The 17,192-nt window shown below is 64.1% G+C and carries 19 protein-coding genes; 13 read left to right on the forward strand and 6 right to left on the reverse strand.

The features are described from left to right. Nucleotides 1–47: 47 nt before the first annotated feature. On the reverse strand, nucleotides 48–692 hold the full coding sequence (gene eda / locus QZS21_RS09945) for a bifunctional 4-hydroxy-2-oxoglutarate aldolase/2-dehydro-3-deoxy-phosphogluconate aldolase (RefSeq protein ID WP_295582917.1): 645 nt from the start codon (nucleotides 690–692) through the stop codon (nucleotides 48–50). A gap of 43 nt (nucleotides 693–735) precedes the next feature. Then, the gene (ilvD, locus tag QZS21_RS09950; RefSeq protein ID WP_295582919.1) at nucleotides 736–2,484 is read right to left on the reverse strand and encodes a dihydroxy-acid dehydratase; all 1,749 of its coding nucleotides are present in this window, start codon (nucleotides 2,482–2,484) and stop codon (nucleotides 736–738) included. 288 nt (nucleotides 2,485–2,772) lie between these two features. Between ilvD and QZS21_RS09955 the strand changes: the two genes are divergently transcribed. From QZS21_RS09955 to QZS21_RS10000, 10 genes are all read left to right on the forward strand, one after another. Further along, entirely contained in the window at nucleotides 2,773–3,654 is an 882-nt protein-coding gene (locus QZS21_RS09955) for a phosphate ABC transporter substrate-binding protein (protein WP_295582921.1), read from the forward strand. Between the two features lie 196 nt (nucleotides 3,655–3,850). Continuing rightward, a complete protein-coding gene (gene pstC / locus QZS21_RS09960) occupies nucleotides 3,851–4,711 on the forward strand; it encodes a phosphate ABC transporter permease subunit PstC (protein WP_295582951.1) in 861 nt (286 codons plus the stop codon). Nucleotides 4,712–4,714: 3 nt separating this feature from the next. Further along, complete coding sequence (pstA, locus tag QZS21_RS09965) at nucleotides 4,715–5,563, forward strand: phosphate ABC transporter permease PstA (protein ID WP_295582923.1); 849 nt, start codon at nucleotides 4,715–4,717, stop codon at nucleotides 5,561–5,563. Nucleotides 5,564–5,575: 12 nt separating this feature from the next. Then, nucleotides 5,576–6,331, forward strand: a complete 756-nt coding sequence (pstB, locus tag QZS21_RS09970) for a phosphate ABC transporter ATP-binding protein PstB (RefSeq protein ID WP_295582925.1) — start codon at nucleotides 5,576–5,578, stop codon at nucleotides 6,329–6,331. A 13-nt stretch (nucleotides 6,332–6,344) separates the two neighbouring features. Then, a complete protein-coding gene (gene phoU / locus QZS21_RS09975) occupies nucleotides 6,345–6,992 on the forward strand; it encodes a phosphate signaling complex protein PhoU (RefSeq protein ID WP_295582927.1) in 648 nt (215 codons plus the stop codon). A gap of 86 nt (nucleotides 6,993–7,078) precedes the next feature. Further along, complete coding sequence (locus QZS21_RS09980; RefSeq protein WP_295582929.1) at nucleotides 7,079–7,738, forward strand: HD domain-containing protein; 660 nt, start codon at nucleotides 7,079–7,081, stop codon at nucleotides 7,736–7,738. 108 nt (nucleotides 7,739–7,846) lie between these two features. Further along, nucleotides 7,847–8,515 carry a response regulator transcription factor gene (locus QZS21_RS09985; protein WP_295582931.1) on the forward strand — a complete coding sequence of 223 codons (669 nt, stop codon included), beginning with the start codon at nucleotides 7,847–7,849 and terminating at the stop codon, nucleotides 8,513–8,515. A gap of 8 nt (nucleotides 8,516–8,523) precedes the next feature. After that, the gene (locus QZS21_RS09990; protein WP_295582933.1) at nucleotides 8,524–10,185 is read left to right on the forward strand and encodes an ATP-binding protein; all 1,662 of its coding nucleotides are present in this window, start codon (nucleotides 8,524–8,526) and stop codon (nucleotides 10,183–10,185) included. 190 nt (nucleotides 10,186–10,375) lie between these two features. Next, nucleotides 10,376–11,521: a mandelate racemase/muconate lactonizing enzyme family protein gene (locus tag QZS21_RS09995; protein ID WP_295582935.1), complete on the forward strand. Its 1,146-nt coding sequence runs from the start codon at nucleotides 10,376–10,378 to the stop codon at nucleotides 11,519–11,521. Between the two features lie 92 nt (nucleotides 11,522–11,613). Continuing rightward, nucleotides 11,614–13,032 (forward strand): spore germination protein, encoded by a 1,419-nt coding sequence (locus QZS21_RS10000; protein WP_295582937.1) that lies wholly within the window; start codon nucleotides 11,614–11,616, stop codon nucleotides 13,030–13,032. A 44-nt stretch (nucleotides 13,033–13,076) separates the two neighbouring features. Here the strand turns inward: QZS21_RS10000 and QZS21_RS10005 are convergent, their stop codons facing one another. Beyond that, nucleotides 13,077–13,301: a helix-turn-helix transcriptional regulator gene (locus QZS21_RS10005; protein WP_308589468.1), complete on the reverse strand. Its 225-nt coding sequence runs from the start codon at nucleotides 13,299–13,301 to the stop codon at nucleotides 13,077–13,079. Nucleotides 13,302–13,404: 103 nt separating this feature from the next. Here QZS21_RS10005 and QZS21_RS10010 point away from each other — a divergent pair, with 103 nt between their 5' ends. Continuing rightward, nucleotides 13,405–14,079, forward strand: coding sequence for a GGDEF domain-containing protein (locus QZS21_RS10010; protein ID WP_295582940.1), 675 nt, complete (start codon nucleotides 13,405–13,407; stop codon nucleotides 14,077–14,079). A gap of 214 nt (nucleotides 14,080–14,293) precedes the next feature. Beyond that, the gene (locus QZS21_RS10015; protein WP_295582942.1) at nucleotides 14,294–14,521 is read left to right on the forward strand and encodes a hypothetical protein; all 228 of its coding nucleotides are present in this window, start codon (nucleotides 14,294–14,296) and stop codon (nucleotides 14,519–14,521) included. Nucleotides 14,522–14,560: 39 nt separating this feature from the next. On the opposite strand, the gene QZS21_RS10020 is transcribed toward QZS21_RS10015, so the two are convergent. The 3 genes from QZS21_RS10020 to QZS21_RS10030 all read right to left on the reverse strand — a co-directional run bounded on the left by QZS21_RS10020 (nucleotide 14,561) and on the right by QZS21_RS10030 (nucleotide 16,538). Continuing rightward, complete coding sequence (locus QZS21_RS10020; protein ID WP_295582944.1) at nucleotides 14,561–15,421, reverse strand: hypothetical protein; 861 nt, start codon at nucleotides 15,419–15,421, stop codon at nucleotides 14,561–14,563. Nucleotides 15,422–15,634: 213 nt separating this feature from the next. Then, the gene (locus tag QZS21_RS10025) at nucleotides 15,635–15,817 is read right to left on the reverse strand and encodes a ferredoxin (RefSeq protein ID WP_295582945.1); all 183 of its coding nucleotides are present in this window, start codon (nucleotides 15,815–15,817) and stop codon (nucleotides 15,635–15,637) included. Nucleotides 15,818–15,833: 16 nt separating this feature from the next. Continuing rightward, a complete protein-coding gene (locus QZS21_RS10030) occupies nucleotides 15,834–16,538 on the reverse strand; it encodes an ATP-binding protein (protein WP_295582947.1) in 705 nt (234 codons plus the stop codon). Between the two features lie 123 nt (nucleotides 16,539–16,661). On the opposite strand from QZS21_RS10030, the gene fliB reads away from it, so the two are divergent. Next, nucleotides 16,662–17,192, forward strand: a 531-nt coding sequence (gene fliB, locus QZS21_RS10035) for a flagellin lysine-N-methylase (protein ID WP_295582949.1), incomplete at its 3' end; no start/stop codon positions are given.

Below are 17,192 nucleotides of genomic sequence, written 5' to 3' on the forward strand. Positions count from 1 at the left end.
ACCCGTTCGGCGCCAGCCGCAGCATCAGCTCTCCAAAGGTCACTACTTTAGACATTGCGGGCCTCCTTTACAATCTCCACCGACTGCTGGCACAGGCTGGTGATCTCGTCCCACTTCTGGTTGTCGATGAGGTCGGCGGTGACCATGTAGGACCCGCCGCAGGCGCAGATGACGGGGGCGGAGAGATACTCCTTCAGGTTCTTCAGGGACACGCCGCCAGTGGGCATGATCTTGAACATGGAGAAGGGGGCGCTGAGGGCCTTGATCTTGGCAAGGCCGCCGGACTGCTCGGCGGGGAAGAACTTCAGCACGTTCAGCCCCAGCTTGTAGGCGGTGTGGTAATCGGTGGCGGTGGTGCAGCCGGGGAAGACGGCGATGCCCTTTTTCTGGCAGTACTGCACAATCTCCACGTCCAGGCCGGGGGTGACCACAAACTCGCCGCCGGCGGCGATGACCTGGTCCACCTGCTCCGTGGAGAGGACGGTGCCCGCGCCCACCAGCATGTCGGGGCAGGTCTCCTTCATGATGCGGATGGCGTCGGGCGCGCCGGCGGCCCGGAAGGTGACCTCCGCCACGGGCACGCCGCCCGCGCACAGGGCCTTGGCCAGGCCCGCGGCGTCCCGCTGGGGGTGGTTCAGCTTGATGACCGGCACCACGCCGATTTCGGAAATACGGGTTTCAAGAGCTGTCATAGTTGTTGGAACATCCTTTCTTTATGTGGAGTCGGGGGGAGGCTCAGTCCATGTAGCCGCCCTTCATGGGGGATACCGCGTGCTGGGAGAAGAACTTCAAAACGCCGGAGGGGTACTTGGGCGCCTTGGGCTGCCAGGCAGCCTTGCGCTGGGCCAGGACGGCGTTCACCTCGGCGGGGGTTTTGGCCTCGCCGTGGATGCCCACGATCTCCAGCTTCCGGGCGGGGATGTCGATGTGGATGAGGTCGCCCTCCTCCACCAGGGCGATAGGGCCGCCCTCGGCCGCCTCGGGGGAGACGTGGCCGATGGAGGGGCCGGTGGAGGCGCCGGAGAACCGGCCGTCGGTGATGAGGGCGATGGTCTTGCCCAGCTCCTTGTCGGAGGAAATGGCCTCGGAGGTGTAGAACATCTCCGGCATGCCGGAGCCCTTGGGGCCCTCATAGCGGATGAACACCGCCTCGCCGGGGTGAATCTGCTTGTGGAGGACGGCGTAGATGGCCTCCTCCTCGCTGTCGAAGGGGCGGGCCTTCAGCGTGGCCTGGAACATCTCCTTGGGGCAGGCGGTGTGCTTGATGACCGCGCCCTCGGGGGCCAGGTTGCCCTTGAGAATGGCGATGGCGCCGTCGGTGCCGATGGCCTTGTCGAAGGGGTGGATGATGTCCTGCCAGGTGGTGCCCCACTCGGCGCAGTAGGCGTCGCACTTGTCGTAGAAGCCGTTTTGCTTCAGCTCGTCCAGGTTCTCCCCCAGGGTCTTGCCGGTGACGGTCATCACGTCCAGGTGCAGCATGGAGCGGATTTCCTCCATGACCCGGGGCACGCCGCCGGCATAATAGAAGAACTGGGCGGGCCACTTGCCGGCGGGGCGGATGTCCAGCAGGTAGTGGGCGCCCCGGTGCATCCGGTCGAACATGTCCGCGTCGATCTCCAGGCCAAACTCCTTGGCCACGGCGGGGATGTGGAGCAGGGAGTTGGTGGAGCCGGAGATGGCGGCGTGGACCATGATGGCGTTTTCAAAGGACTTCATGGTGACGATGTCCCGGGGCTTGAGGCCCTGCTTCGCCAGCTCCATCACCTGGACGCCGGCCTTGTAGGCAAAGTCCTTCAGGTCCTGGCAGGTGGCGGGCATCAGGGCGGAGCCGGGCAGCATCAGCCCCAGAGCCTCGGCCATGATCTGCATGGTGGAGGCGGTGCCCATGAAGGAGCAGGCGCCGCAGGAGGGGCAGGCGTGCTGCTTGTACCACGTGAGCGCCTCCTCCGTGATCTCGCCCCGCTCGCACTTGGCGGAGTAGATGCCGATCTGCTCCAGGGTCAGCAGGTCCTCCTTGATATTCTTGGGGGGCTTTTCGCACAGGGGGTAGGCGTCCATCACGCCGCCGGTGACCATGATAGAGGGCATGTTCACCCGGCCGATGCCCATGAGGTGGGCGGGCATGCCCTTGTCGCAGCTGGCCACGAAAACGCCGCCGTCAAAGGGGGTGGCCCCGGCGTGGATCTCGATCATGTTGCAGATGGCGTCCCGGCTGGCCAGGGAGTAGTTGATGCCGTCGTGCCCCTGGGCCATGCCGTCGCAGATGTCCGTGGTGAAGAAGCGGGCGGCCTTGCCGCCGGCGTCGGCCACGCCGCGGACGGCCTCGTTCACCAGCTCGAACAGGCCGGCGCTGCCGGGGTGGCTGTCGCCGAACGTGCTCTCAATCATGATCTGGGGCTTGGGCAGGTCCTCCACCTTCCAGCCCATGCCCATGCGCAGGGGGTCCTGCTCCGGGGCCAATGCCCGGATGTCCTGACTAATCATACCTCATACTCCTTTTTCGCGTATTCCGGGGAAACCGTTTACGTACAAGCGGGGTTCTATAAGAGCACCATACCACATTTCCAGGTCCGTTTCAAGAACAGCGGCGGTGGGTTTTTGCCGCGGAGAAGGAAATTTGCTGGAAAAAGAAGGGGCGGCTTTACAAAAAAGGGGGGATTTTACACAGACTTTACCCTTCGCTGGTGACGGATTTTACTTGCGGATGCCTATACTAGGACCATCCCAAGCGGAGAACATAACACCGACATAAAGAAGAAGGAGTTCATTCTGATGAAAAAGGTATTTGCACTTTTGCTGACGCTGGCGCTGTCCGTGTCCGTGCTGGCCGGCTGCGGCGCCAAGGAGGAGCCCGCCGCCCCCTCCGACACCACCCCTCCCGCCCAGGAGCCCGCTCCCGAGGCGGCCAAGCTCAGCGGCAACGTCTCCACCAACGGCTCCACCTCCATGGAAAAGGTCATCGGCGTGCTGGGCGAGCAGTTCATGGCCGACAACAGCGGCGTGAAGGTCAGCTATGACGCCACCGGCTCCGGCGCCGGCATCGAGGCCGCCTCCAACGGCAGCGCGGACATCGGCCTCTCCTCCCGGGGATTGAAGGATGAAGAGACCGCCTCCGGCCTGGTGGGCACCACTGTGGCTCTGGACGGCATCGCCATCATCGTCAACGCCGACAGCACCGTGGCGGACCTGTCCGTGGAGCAGATCTCCCAGATTTTCACCGGCGCCATCTCCGACTGGAGCGCCGTGGGCGGCGCCGCCGGCGCCATCTCCTGCATCGGCCGGGAGGCGGGCTCCGGCACCCGGGACGGCTTTGAGACCATCACCGGCACGAAGGACACCTGCGTGCTCAGCCAGGAGCTGACCTCCACCGGCGCCGTCATCGAGGCGGTGAAGGGCAACCCCAGCGCCATCGGCTACGCCTCCCTCTCCTCTGTGGAGGGAAAGGAGGGCATCAAGGCCATCACCGTGGGCGGCGTGGCGTGCAGTGAGGAGACCGTCCTGGACGGCACCTACGCCATCCAGCGGCCCTTCGTCCTGGTGACCAAGGAGGGCGCCGCCCTCAGCGCCCAGGCCCAGGCCTTCTTTGACTTCGCCACCTCCTCCGCGGCCAACGATTTGATCCGCACCGCCGGCGCCGTGCCGGTGGCGGAGTAACCCACCCCCTCTCGGGAACACCTCCACCCCCGTATCCCGCGGGGTGGGGGCGTTTCCGCAACCGGAAGGAGAGAACGATATGGAACTGGAAAACGCGTCGGCGGCCCCGCTTTTGGGCCGCCCGGCGGGGAAGAAGGCCCAGCGCCGCGGAAGCGGCGGCACCGGGCCCCGGCAGGGCCGGGGCGGCCGGGAGGCCATGGAGTGGGGCTTTCACCTGCTGTTTTTGCTCTGCGGCATTGTGGCGGTGGCCTTCGTGCTGTTCATCAGCGTCTATCTGATTGTCTCCGGCCTGCCCGCCATTCGGGAGGTGGGCCTGGCGGACTTCCTGCTGGGGCGGGTCTGGGCCCCCACGGCCACCACCGTGGAGCCGGCCTACGGCATCCTGCCCTTCATCCTCACCTCCGTGTATGGCACAGCCGGGGCGGTGGTCATCGGCGTGCCGATCGGGCTCATGACCGCCATCTTCCTGGCCAAGGTGGCGCCGCCCAGGGCCGCCCGGGTCATCAAGGCCGCGGTGGAGCTGCTGGCGGGCATCCCCTCGGTGGTGTACGGCCTGGTGGGCATGATCGTGCTGGTGCCCGCCATCCGGCAATTGTTCGGCCTCAGCTCCGGTGCCTGCCTGCTGGCGGCCATCGTGGTGCTGGCCGTCATGATCCTGCCCTCCATCATCAACGTGTCGGAGACGGCGCTGCGGGCGGTGCCCCAGGAGTATGAGGAGGCCTCCCTGGCCCTGGGGGCCACGCAGATCGAGACCTACTTCCGGGTGTCCCTTCCCGCCGCCAGCAGCGGCGTGGCCGCCGCGGTGGTGCTGGGCGTGGGAAGGGCCATCGGAGAGGCCATGGCCATCATCATGGTGGCGGGCAACGTGGCCAACATGCCGGGGCTGTTCACCTCCGTCCGCTTTCTCACCACCGCCATCGCCTCGGAGATGTCCTACGCCGCCTACGGCAGCTTGCAGCGCAACGCCCTGTACTCCATCGGATTGGTGCTGTTTTTGTTCATCATGCTCATCAACGTGCTGCTGAACGTGTTCATCAAGAACAAGAAGGAGGACTGAGCCATGGACCAGAAACTCTCCCCCGGACGGCGGCTTTACGACAGCGGCCTGCGGGCGCTGCTGTGGGTCTGCGCGGGCGTCACCTGCGCGCTGCTGGTGTTCCTCATCGGGTATATCTTCTACCGGGGACTGGGCAGCATCTCCTGGCAATTGCTCACCTCCCAGACCAGCTATATCCAGGATACCATCGGTATCCTGCCCAACATTCTCAACACCCTCTATATCATCCTGGTGGCCATGGTGCTGGTGCTGCCCCTGGGGGTGGGCGCCGCCATCTACCTGACGGAGTACGCCGCCAACCACCGGGTGGTGGCCCTCATCGAGTTCGCCACCGAGACCCTCACCGGCATCCCCTCCATCATCTTCGGCCTGGTGGGCATGCTGTTCTTCGTCCAGAAGATGGGCCTGGCGCCGGGCATCCTGGCCGGCGGGCTGACCCTGGTCATCATGATCCTGCCCACCATCGTCCGCACCACCCAGGAGAGCCTGAAAACCGTGCCCCAGTCCTACCGGGAGGGGGCGCTGGGCCTGGGGGCGGGGAAGTGGCACATGGTCCGCACCGTGGTGCTGCCCAACGCGGTGGACGGCATTGTGACCGGCTGCATCCTGGCGGTGGGCCGCATCGTGGGCGAGAGCGCGGCGCTGCTGTTCACGGCGGGCTTCGGCCTGGTCCTCAACGGCTTTTTCGAGGCCCTCCAGTCCTCTTCCGCCACGCTGACGGTGGCGCTGTACGTCTATGCCAGCGAGCGGGGGGAGACCGCCGTGGCCTTCGCCATCGCGGCGATCTTGATGGTACTGACCTTCTGCATCAACCTGGCCGCGAACTTTGCGGGCAGGAAACTGAAAAAGTGACGGGAGTACGCTATGGCTACGATTATACAAGCAAAGGACCTGGATTTGTGGTACGGCCAGAACCATGCCCTCCACGGGGTGAACATCGACATCCCGGAGCATGAGATCACCGCCTTCATCGGCCCCTCCGGCTGCGGCAAGTCCACCTTTCTGCGCACGCTGAACCGCATGAACGACCTGATCCCCTCGGTGAAGATCGCCGGCCAGGTGAACTTCCGGGGGCAGAACATCTACGACGACGGGGTGGACCCCACGTGGCTGCGCAAGCGGGTGGGCATGGTCTTCCAGAAGGCCAACCCCTTCCCCATGAGCATCTACGACAACGTGGCCTACGGCCCCCGGACCCACGGCATCCGCTCCAAGGTGAAGCTGGACGAGATTGTGGAGAGTTCCCTCCGCTCCGCCGCCATCTGGGACGAGGTGAAGGACCGGCTGAAAAAGAGCGCCCTGGGCCTCTCCGGCGGCCAGCAGCAGCGGCTGTGCATCGCCCGGGCCCTGGCGGTGGAGCCGGAGGTGCTGCTGATGGACGAGTCCACCAGCGCCCTGGACCCCATCTCCACCTCCAAGATCGAGGACCTTGCGGCAGAGCTGAAAAGCAGGTATACTGTCATCATGGTGACCCACAACATGCAGCAGGCCGCCCGTATCTCCGACAACACCGCCTTTTTCCTGCTGGGGGACCTGGTGGAGTTCGGCAGGACGGAGGAGCTGTTCTCCACCCCCAGGGACAAGCGCACCGAGGACTACATCACCGGCCGGTTCGGTTAAGGAGGAGACTGCATTGAGAAACACGTTCAACGAGCAGCTGGAGCGGCTGCATGTGGAGCTGATCCAGATGGGCGCCGTGTGCGAGGACGCCATCTCCGCGGCGGCGGAGGCCCTTTTGAAAAACGACGAAGCCCTGGCGGCGGCCGCCGTGGAGGCGGAGCGGGAGCTGGACCGGAAGGAGCGGGAGGTGGAGAACCTCTGCTTGAAGCTGCTGCTGCAGCAGCAGCCTGTTGCCCGGGACCTGCGGGAGATCTCCGCGGCGCTGAAGATGATCTCCGATTTGGAGCGCATCGGCGACCAGGCGGCGGACATCGCGGAGCTGACCCGGTTTGTGCGGGTGCCGGAGGGCTCCGGCGCGCCCCACATCGGCGACATGGCCCGGGCGGTGATCCATATGGTGACGGACAGCGTGGACTCCTTCGTGAAGCGGGATCTGGAGCTGGCCCGGGCGGTCTGCGCCGCCGACGACCAGGTGGATGCCCTGTTCGATCAGGTGAAGCGGGAGCTCATCGCCCTCATCGCCGCCGACGCCGCCAACGGCGAGCAGGGGCTGGAGCTGATGATGGTGGCCAAGTACCTGGAGCGCATCGGCGACCACGCCACCAACGTGGCGGAATGGGTGGAGTACAGCATCACCGGCGTCCACCCGTCCAACAACTGAGAGGGAGCGGCCCCGGGCCCCTCGCCGCCCCCGCCGTCTCAGGCGGCGGGGGCGGACACACCGGCGGCAGAAAGGGGGCGGCGGAGATGCTGACCTTTGAGGAAGTCAAAAACAACGGGGCTATCCGTACCTATATCCAGCGGGCGGACGAGTCCCTCATCACCCTGGGGTTCACGGAGCACAGCTTTGCCCACGTGACCATGGTGGCGGAGACGGCGGGCTATATCCTGGAGACCCTGGGCTATCCCGCCCGGACGGCGGAGCTGGCGAGAATCGCCGGCTTCCTCCACGACATCGGCAACCTGGTCAACCGCATCGACCACTCTCAGTCCGGCGCGGTGATGGCCTTCCGCCTGCTGGACAACCTGCACTGCGACCCGGAGGAGATCGCCACCGTGGTCACCGCCATCGGCAACCACGACGAGGGCACAGGCCTGCCGGTGAACGCCGTGGCGGCGGCACTGATCCTGGCGGACAAATCCGACGTCCGCCGCAGCCGGGTCCGCAACCGGGACATGGCCAGCTTCGACATCCACGACCGGGTGAACTACTCGGTGAAAAAGGCCCAGCTGAAGATCAACGAGGAGCACACCCTCATCAAGCTGAAGCTGTCCGTGGACACGAAGTACGGCTCCGTCATGGATTACTTTGAGATTTTCATGCAGCGGATGATCCTCTGCCGCAAGGCGGCGGAGAAGCTGGGGCTGCAGTTTAAGCTGATGATCAACGAGCAGCAGCTGATATAGGCGGCGGGACGGCCGCCGGAGAGACGCTTGCCGCCGGCCCGCCGGAGGGGCCGGAGATTCCCCGGGCTCCCGCTCTGGACGGGGAGCCGGAAGCCGAGGAGGTCCGCTATGATCTATTTACTGGAAGACGACGACAGCATCCGGGACTTTGTGATCTACACCCTCAACAGCCAGGGGATGGAGGCCCGGGGCTTCGCCCTGCCCTCCGCCTTCTGGAACGCCGTGGCGGAGCAGGCGCCCTCGCTGGTGCTGCTGGACATCATGCTGCCGGAGGAGGACGGCGTCTCCGTGCTGAAAAAGCTCCGCGCCGCCGGCCGCACCCGGCGGCTGCCGGTCATCATGCTCACCGCCAAGGGCACCGAGTACGACAAGGTGCTGGGGCTGGACGCCGGGGCGGACGACTACGTGGCCAAGCCCTTCGGCATGATGGAGCTGCTCTCCCGCATCCGGGCCCTGCTGCGGCGGACGGAGACGGAGAGCGGCGCCTACCGCTGCGGCGCGCTGACCGTGGACCCGGGGCGGCACGTGGCCGCTGTGAGCGGGCAGGAGGTGTCCCTCACCCAGAAGGAGTTTGAGGTCCTCTGCCTGCTGCTGAAAAACCGGGGGCAGGTCCTCTCCCGGGAGCGGCTGATCGAGGAGGTGTGGGGCTACGCCTTCACCGGCGAGAGCCGTACCGTGGATGTGCACGTCCGCACCCTGCGCCAGAAGCTGGGGGAGGCGGGCGGTTATATCGAGACCGTTCGGGGCTACGGCTACAAGATCGGTTTGGAAAGCTGAGGAACGCCATGACAAAACGCATTTGCCGCGCCATTTTGACCGTGACGCTGACGGTGCTGCTGGCAAGCCTGGTGCTGATCGTGGGGGTGCTCCACGGGTACTTCCAGGACCGGGTGACCCAGGAGCTGGCCCGGAGCACCGCCTACATCGCCCGGGGCGTGGAGCGGGAGGGCCTGGCGTACCTGGAGTCCGGGCTGCCGCCGGAGAGCCGCATCACCTGGGTGGCCGCCGACGGAACCGTGCTCTACGACAACCGGGAGGACCCCGCCGTGATGGAAAACCACGCTGGGCGGGAGGAGATTCACGCGGCGCTGGTCCTGGGGAGGGGGTCCGCCAGCCGCTATTCCGACACCCTCTCCCAGAAGACGGTGTATGTTGCCCTGCGCCTGGCGGACGGCTCCGTTCTCCGGGCGTCGGACACCCAATACTCCGTGTGGATGCTGGTGCTCCAGGCGATGCAGCCGGTGGCGCTGATGCTGCTGCTGGCCTTCTGCCTGGCCCTGGGCCTGGCGGGGCGGGTGGCCAGGCAGCTGGTGGAGCCCATCAACGCCATCGACCTCTCCAACCCCGGGGAGGAGGCGGTGTATGAGGAGCTGGCCCCCCTGCTGAGCAAAATCCGCAGCCAGAACCGCCAGATTCAGCGGCAGGTGCTGGATTTGCAGCAGCGGCGGGAGGAGTTCACCGCCATCACCGAGAACATGAGCGAGGGGCTGCTGGTCATCGACCGGGAGACCCGCGTGCTGTCCTACAACTCCGCCGCGCTGCATCTGCTGGGGGCGGAGGGCCCCGGGGCGGAGGGGGAGAGCGTCCTGGCCCTGAACCGGGAGGCGGGCTTCCGCCGCTGCGTGGAGGAGGCCCTGGCGGGCCGGAGGTGGGAGGAGCTGCTGGAGCGCAGCGACGACTGCCGCCGGGTGATGGCCAGCCCCGTGGAGCAGGCGGGGAGCGTGGCCGGCGCCGTGCTGGTGGTGCTGGACGTGACGGAGAAGGAGCAGCGGGACCGGCTGCGGCGGGAGTTCACCGCCAACGTCTCCCACGAGCTGAAAACCCCTCTCACCTCCATCCTGGGCACGGCGGAGATCCTGGAAAACGGCATGGTGAAGCCCGCCGACATCCCCCACTTCGCCGGGAACATCCACCGGGAGGCCCGGCGCCTCATCGGGCTGGTGAACGACATCATCAAGCTCTCCCGCCTGGACGAGGGCGGCCCCACCGCCCAGTGGGAGACGGTGGACCTCTACGCCCAGGCTCGGTCCATTCTGGACCAGCTGGCCCCGGCGGCGGAGAGCCGCCAGGTCTCCCTCACCCTCTCCGGCGGCACGGCCTGCGCCCGGGGCGTGCCCCAGATCGTGGAGGAGGTGCTCTACAACCTCTGCGACAACGCCGTGGCCTACAACCGCCCCGGCGGCAGCGTCCTGGTGACGGTGGCGGAGGCGCCGGAGGGCGCCCGGGTCACGGTGCGGGACACCGGCATCGGCATCCCCCGGGACGCCCGGGAGCGGGTGTTTGAGCGGTTCTACCGGGTGGACAAGAGCCATCCCAGCGGGGGGACGGGCCTGGGCCTTTCCATCGTGAAGCACGGCGCCGCCTACCTGGGGGCCCGGGTGGAGCTGGACAGCGAGCCCGGGAAGGGCAGTACCTTTACATTGACGTTTCCGAAGATCCGGGAATGACACCCAAGGGGAGGGACTCCGGCCCCGGCCGGGGCCCCTCCCCTTGGCGGATTTGGACAAAGAGGGGGGTGCCTTTTGGGGGAATCCGGCAATTGTGGCCCCCGGAACCGATGTGCTATCATGGCGGTAGACAGCGGCGAGGGCGGGGCGCGGCGCCCGCATCGGCCGCCGGAGAGAAAGGATGACGGACATGACCATCAAGGATGTACGGGTTCACATCATCAGCGCGCCCCTTTCCCAGCCCTTCCGCTTTTCCCAGGGGTGGGTGTACAAGCGGGATTCCGTGATCGTGGAGGTGGAGACGGCGGACGGCGTCTGCGGCTTCGGCGAGTGCCTGTGCCACGGGCGGCAGGAGCCCTTCATGGCCGCCTCCTTCATCGAGCAGTGCTACAGGCCCCTGCTGGTGGGCCAGAGCCTCTTTGATGTGGAGGTGCTCTGGGAGAAGCTGTATAACAGCGTCCGCCCCATCGGCCAGCAGGGCGTGTGCATCAACGCCCAGAGCGGCGTGGACATCGCCCTGTGGGACGCCATCGGCAAGACCCTGGGCCAGCCGGTGTACAACCTGCTGGGCGGCCGCTACCGGGACAAAATCCCCGCCTACGCCACCGGGTTTTACCGGGTGGAGGGGGCCCGGTATCCGGAGGCGGCGGTGGAGGAGGCCCTGTCCTACCGGGAAAAGGGATTTCTCGGCATGAAGCTGAAGGTGGGCTTCGGTGTGGAGGAGGACCTCCACTACATCCGCACGGTGCGGGAGGCCCTGGGCTACGGCGTGAAGCTGATGGCGGACTTCAACTGCGCCTACAGCCGGGGCAACGCCCGCCGCATCCTCTACGAGCTGCAGGACGCCCGGCTGGAATTCCTGGAGGAGCTGCTGCCGCCGGAGGACCTGGAGGGCTACGCCGCCCTGCGGGACCTGACGGGCACCAATCTGGCCGCCGGCGAGTGCCTCTTCGGCAAGCAGAACTTCCGCCGCTGGCTGGAGCGGGGGGCGCTGGACATCTACCAGCCGGACCTGTGCTCCTCCGGCGGGTTCACGGAGTGCAAGAAAATCCAGGTGCTGACCCAGAGCTACAACACCGCCCTCATCCCCCACGTGTGGGGCAGCGGGGTGGGGCTGGCGGCGTCGCTGCAATTCATCGCCACCCTGGTGCCCACGCCCCTGTGCGACAAGCCCATCGAGCCCATGGTGGAGTACGACCAGTCCAGCCATCCCTTCCGCCTGGACCTCATCGACGGGGAGATCACCTTCCGGGAGGGCCATGTGGCCGTGCCGGAGGGTCCCGGCATCGGCGTGGAGGTGGACCGGCGGGTGCTGGAGAAGTACAAAATCAACTGAGGGACAGCGGCGGCGCCGGACACGGCGCCGCCGTTTTTTTGGAATCATCCGCCGCCGGATGGACATACTAGGGCCATCAATGGAGGTGGAGCATGGAGAAGCTTTCGGACAATTACATGGACAACGTACGCCGGATGGACGGCCTTTTGGGCGTGGGCCGCTGCTGCGACGTGGTGAACCGGGACTATGTGATCGGCGGGCGGCGGGCCCGGCTGTGGGTGATCGACGGCTATGGAAAGGACAACATTCTGGAGCGGATGGGGGCCTTCTGGCTGTCCCTCCCCGCGGCGGAGGTGAAGGACCTGAGGCGGATGCAGGACTTCGCGGACCGGTTCGTCTCCTTTTCCGAGACCAACGTCAGCTTCGACGTGGAGGACATCGTGACCTCCGTAATGCTGGGAAAGACGCTGCTGCTGGTGGAGGGCCTGGCGGGCGGGGCGCTGATGGACGCCAAGGAATACCCCGGCCGGGGCGTGGCGGAGCCGCCGGACGGCAAGGTGCTCCGGGGCTCCCACGACGGCTTCATCGAGGCGATGGTGCCCAACCTGGCCCTGCTGCGCCGCCGCATCCGGGACCCCCACCTGACGCTGGAGGGGATGAAGTTGGGAAAGCGCTCCCGCACGGACGCGGCGCTGTGCTATCTGGATGACCGGGCGGACCCCAAGCTGCTGGAGGAAATTCGGCAGAAGCTGCAAAGCGTCTCGGTCAAGTCCCTCTCCATGGCCCAGGAGAGTGTGGCGGAGGCCATCCGGCCCAAGCAGTGGTACAACCCCTTCCCCAAGGTCCGCTATACGGAGCGGCCCGACACCGCCGCCGCCAGCATCCTGGAGGGCAGCATCGTGCTGATGGTGGACAACTCCCCCTCGGTGATGATCCTGCCCACCACCTTCTTCGACTTCACCCAGGAGGCCAACGAGTTTTACTTCCCGCCCCTCATCGGCACCTATCTGCGGCTGCTGCGGATCGTGGTGTTCCTCATCTCCCTGCTCATCACCCCCGCCTGGTACCTGATGGTCAGCGAGCCGGGGCGCCTGCCGTCGTGGCTGGAGTTCCTCTCCTCGCCGGAGCCGGCCTCCCTGGCGCTGCTGTGGCAGCTTTTGGTGGTGGAGTTCCTCATCGACGTCTTGAAACTGGCGTCGCTGAACACGCCGGACTCTCTGTCCAACTCCTTCTCCATGCTGGGGGCGCTGATCCTGGGCGACTTCGCCGTTCAGGCGGGGTGGCTGGGGCCGGAGGTGCTGGTGTATATGGCCTTCGTGTCCGTGGCCAGCTTTGCCCAGCCCAGCTACGAGATGGGCTACGCCTTCAAGCTGCTGCGGGTGGCGCTGCTGCTGGCGACGGCGGCCTTCGACGTGTGGGGCTTCCTTCTGGGGCTGGTGGGCATTGTGGTGCTGCTGGCCACCACCAAGCCCCTGGTGGGGAAGGGCTACCTCTACCCCCTCATCCCCTTCAACGGCCGGGCCCTGCGGCGATTGCTCCTCCGGGAGCCCATCAGCCGGGACAATACGTGAAAAAACCCGCCGGGCGGCAGACACAGCGTCTGCCGCCCGGCGGCTTATCGGTTGGTGGGTTTGCGGTCGGTGCGGTCCAGGAGATAGTCCACACTGACGTTGTAAAAATCTGCCAGAGCACACAGTACCCAGGGCGGGGTCATACGCTGCCCGCTCTCGTAATAGGCATAGGTGCGCTGCGGCACGTTGATGGCGGTCCCGACCTGGCGCTGCGTCAGGTCGGCGTCCTCCCGCAGCGCCCGAATGCGCTCGTACTTTTTCAATTTCATCACCGATGCCAGTATATGTTAGAACAATCTGTTCTATTGACATTTTGAATACATTGTTCTAAAATTAGAGGACGTATCGGGAGAAGAGCGAGGAGAGATGGCGATGGGAGAAATCCGCCGCGTCCGGGAGGAGGAGCTGAAACGGGCACTGGAGCTGCTGGAGCCGCTGTTTGACAGCGTCCGCCTCACGGTGTGCCCCGGGGGAGAGCCGCCCGCCGGGGAGGAGCCGGAGGGCCTCCGATCCCGGCGGTTTTTATTGGATGGCCCCGGCGGGGAGCGCTGGGCGGAGCTGGAGATTGCGGACCGCTCGCTGCCGGCGGCGCTTCTGCGGCAGCAGCTGTACCGGGACGATCTCACCGGGGTGTACAACCGGCGGTATCTGAACGAGCTGCGGGCCTTTCCGGACCGGGCGGCGCAGCGGCTGGGCATTGTGATGCTGGATTTGCGGGGCTTCAAGCAGGTCAACGACACCTGGGGCCACCTGGCGGGAGACGGAGTGCTGCAGCAGGTGGCGGCGGCCCTGGAGCGGTGCCGGGCGCGGCGGGAGACGGTGGTCCGCTTCGGCGGGGACGAGTTTGTGGTGCTGCTGCCGGACTGCCGGGAGGAGGACCTGCCCGCCAGGCTCCGGGCCATGGCGGCGGCGGTGGAGCCCGTCACCCCGGCGGACCTGGGCTGGGCCTGGACGGCGTGCTTCCACCCGTCGGAGGAGTCCCTGGCGGACCTGCTGGAGGCGGCGGACCGCCGGATGTATCTGGAAAAGCGCCGCCGGAACGGCTGAAAAACAGAGAGAGGCCCCGCGTCCTTTGGGACGCGGGGCCTTTTTTTTGAAAAAGCTGCTAAAATTTGCTGCCGGAGCGTTAAAATTACAGGGTGCTATTTTTCATAGTATATATGTGGCAAAACATATAGATCGAGAGTGTACAAAATCCTTCTTGCTTCTTTGCATGGAATAAAATATAATATTTTCACAAAGAGAAAGGAGTTGATGAGCAATGAAAGACAAACGGTTTAGAAGTATTATCTTGCTCCTTGTACTTGTTTTTATGATGCAGTTATATTTGCTGAGAGAAATAAAAAATACGCGGGATGAATTTGTGAATCTTTTGAATTATATAGCAAGAAAAGAGGACATCATTACTTCGAAGATTAATGAATTGAGTGATGTGAAAGAGAATATACAAGAGCTTCAAGAATATATTCAAGAATGCATACCAAAGTAATAAAAAGAGAAGGCTATTGCCTTCTCTTTTTCAATTTAATTAAGACGGCCAGAAATATTCACAAGATGTATCACCGGCAGGGATGGATGCAACTGTGAAAGAAATAGATGCGTCTGCACCGCCCACCGAAACAGAGAAACCGACCTCAGCTTTTAGCCGAATATGACCATACTCTAAAAACGATATGAAATCCTTTTTAGCAAAGACATCAGAACTAATGGTAAAGGTTCCCATACCTTCGCGGGTATAATAATAGTTGTCAGACATTGCAACTGGGAATCTATGACCAGCACCTAGCGTTTTTAAATTGCCGGTTGGGTAAATAAGGGTTGCGGCAGCAGAGGTATAGTAATCACCGGTATTCACATTATAGTATTTAACTTGGGAAGTATTGTAGGTAACATTCCAATCGTTCCAAGAAACTGCAAGAACGTCATTGTTTTTAAAAGCCGGAACGCCATCCCATTCCCAGGTATATCTAAGCCTACCGGTTGTTCTAGAACCCGCTGTCCAGGAAAAATTTGAAGTGCTGGCTGAAATAGTTACCTTTGAACCGATAGCTCTCATCTCAGCATCTGTTCCGGTGAAATTTTTAATAAGATTGATTTGACTAGGAGTGTAACCGTGCTTGGAAAGAGCTGTGCTATCTAGGCTTTGAAGGAAGCGGATGTGATCACGATATAGTTCTTGATAATTTTGAATTGAGCTAATTTCTTCGTTTGTATATCCGTTTGCCATCAAAGCGGAAGGGCTGGTAGTTGCAAGCTGCTTCAAAGCTTCATATTCGTTAATCACCTTAGAAGTAGAAAAGCTTGCAATATGGTTTTCAGACGCAAACGTGGGTGCTGACAAAGAACAGACAAGAGCAACAGCAAACATCAAACTCAAAAACTTTTTCATAGAAACTCCTTACATCACCAATCAGCCAATAGCACATAATCGCTTAAGAAGTCATTGGAATTACCCTCTAATTATAAAATTTTTCCATATGGTGATATAATCAATCTACATAAAAAAACAGCATGAGTCAACATTTTTTCATAAATATTTAACAAAAATATCTTGTTGAAATGTCAAGAGGCCCCGCGTCCTTTGGGACGCGGGGCCTCTTGCTCATTCCTCGATGCTGATGGCGCTGACGGGGCAGCCGTCCCGGGCGTCCTGGGCGGACTCCAGCAGCTCCGCGCCGAAGGCGCCGCCGTGGGCCAGGCCGTCGTCCCCCATGGTAAAGACCTCGGGGCAGGTGCCCGCGCACAGGCCACAGCCGATGCAGTTTTCGTTGACAGTCGCGTTCATCGTGGATTCCTCCATTTTACTCTTCCAGAATATTTCCATCCCGGCCCAGTGTCACCACCTGCCAGGGGATGAACTTGCCGCTTGTCCGGAGGGCGGTCTCCGCCGCCCGCTGCAGCCCGCCGCAGCAGGGGACCTCCATGCGGACCACCGTCACCTCCCGGATGTCGTTCCGGCGGAGGATTTCGGTGAGCTTTTCCGCATAGTCCCCCTCATCCAGCTTGGGGCAGCCGATCATGGTGATGCGGCCCCGCATAAAGCGCCGGTGGAAGTCCGCCCGGGAAAAGGCGGAGCAGTCCGCCGCGATCAGCAACCGGGCGCCCTGGTAGAAGGGGGCCTCCAGGGGCAGCAGCTTGATCTGCACCGGCCACTGGGCCAGCAGGGAGACGGGGGTCTCCTGTGAGGCGGAAGCCGCCGCTGCCCGGGTGCCCAGCGCCCGGCTCTGGCTGCCGGGGCAGCCGGCGGGGGCGGCGCCGCTCCCGGCCGCCTGGGACTGCCGGGCGGCCACCGCCGCCGCGTCGTAGGCCGCCGCCTCCCGCTCCTCAAAGGTGATGGCCCCGGTGGGGCAGGCGGGCAGGCAGTCCCCCAGGCCGTCGCAGTAGTCGTCCCGCAGCAGCACCGCCCGGCCCTCCGCCATGCCGATGGCCCCCTCGTGGCAGGCCGCCGCGCAGGCGCCGCAGCCGTTGCATTTCTCCCGGTCGATGGTGATGATCCTCCGTACCATGGTAGTGTCTCTCCTTTTTTGAATTTCAAACGGATTGCGTTTGCTTTGTTGAGGACAGTATCGTACAATAGCGGGAGAAAGTCTGTTGTTTTGACAACGGAAAGGAAAAAAGGAGGCGCCGCGATGCTGGTCCGCACACCGGATTACTACGGGGAGTTCCGCTGTCTGACGGGGAACTGCCCCCACACCTGCTGCGAGAGGTGGGAGGTGGCGCTGGACGAGGACACCGTCCGCCGCTATCAAACGGTCCCCGGCCTCTTGGGGGAGCGGCTCCGCACCGCCATGGCCCGGGACGGGGAGGGGGCATGGTGCTTTCCCCTGGCGGGGGGCCGCTGCCCCTTTTTGGACCGGGAGAACCTGTGCGAAATCCACCGGTGGCTGGGCCGGGCCGCCACCTCCGTCACCTGCCGGGAGCACCCCCGGTTCACCGAGGACTACGGCCCCTTCCGGGAGATTCCCCTGGCCGCCTCCTGTCCGGCGGCGGGGGCGCTGCTGCTGGGCAGCCGGGCGCCGCTGGGCTTCCGGGAGACGGTGACGGCGGAGCCGGAGGAGCCGGGGGATGCGTGGCTTGCCTGGCTGGTGCCCCTGCGGGCGGGGCTGCTGGACTTGCTGCGGGACCGGCGGCGGCCCCTGCGGCTGCGGCTGGCGGACTTC

It is taken from the genome of uncultured Oscillibacter sp. (assembly GCF_900544955.1).
Lineage (GTDB): Bacteria > Bacillota > Clostridia > Oscillospirales > Oscillospiraceae > Oscillibacter.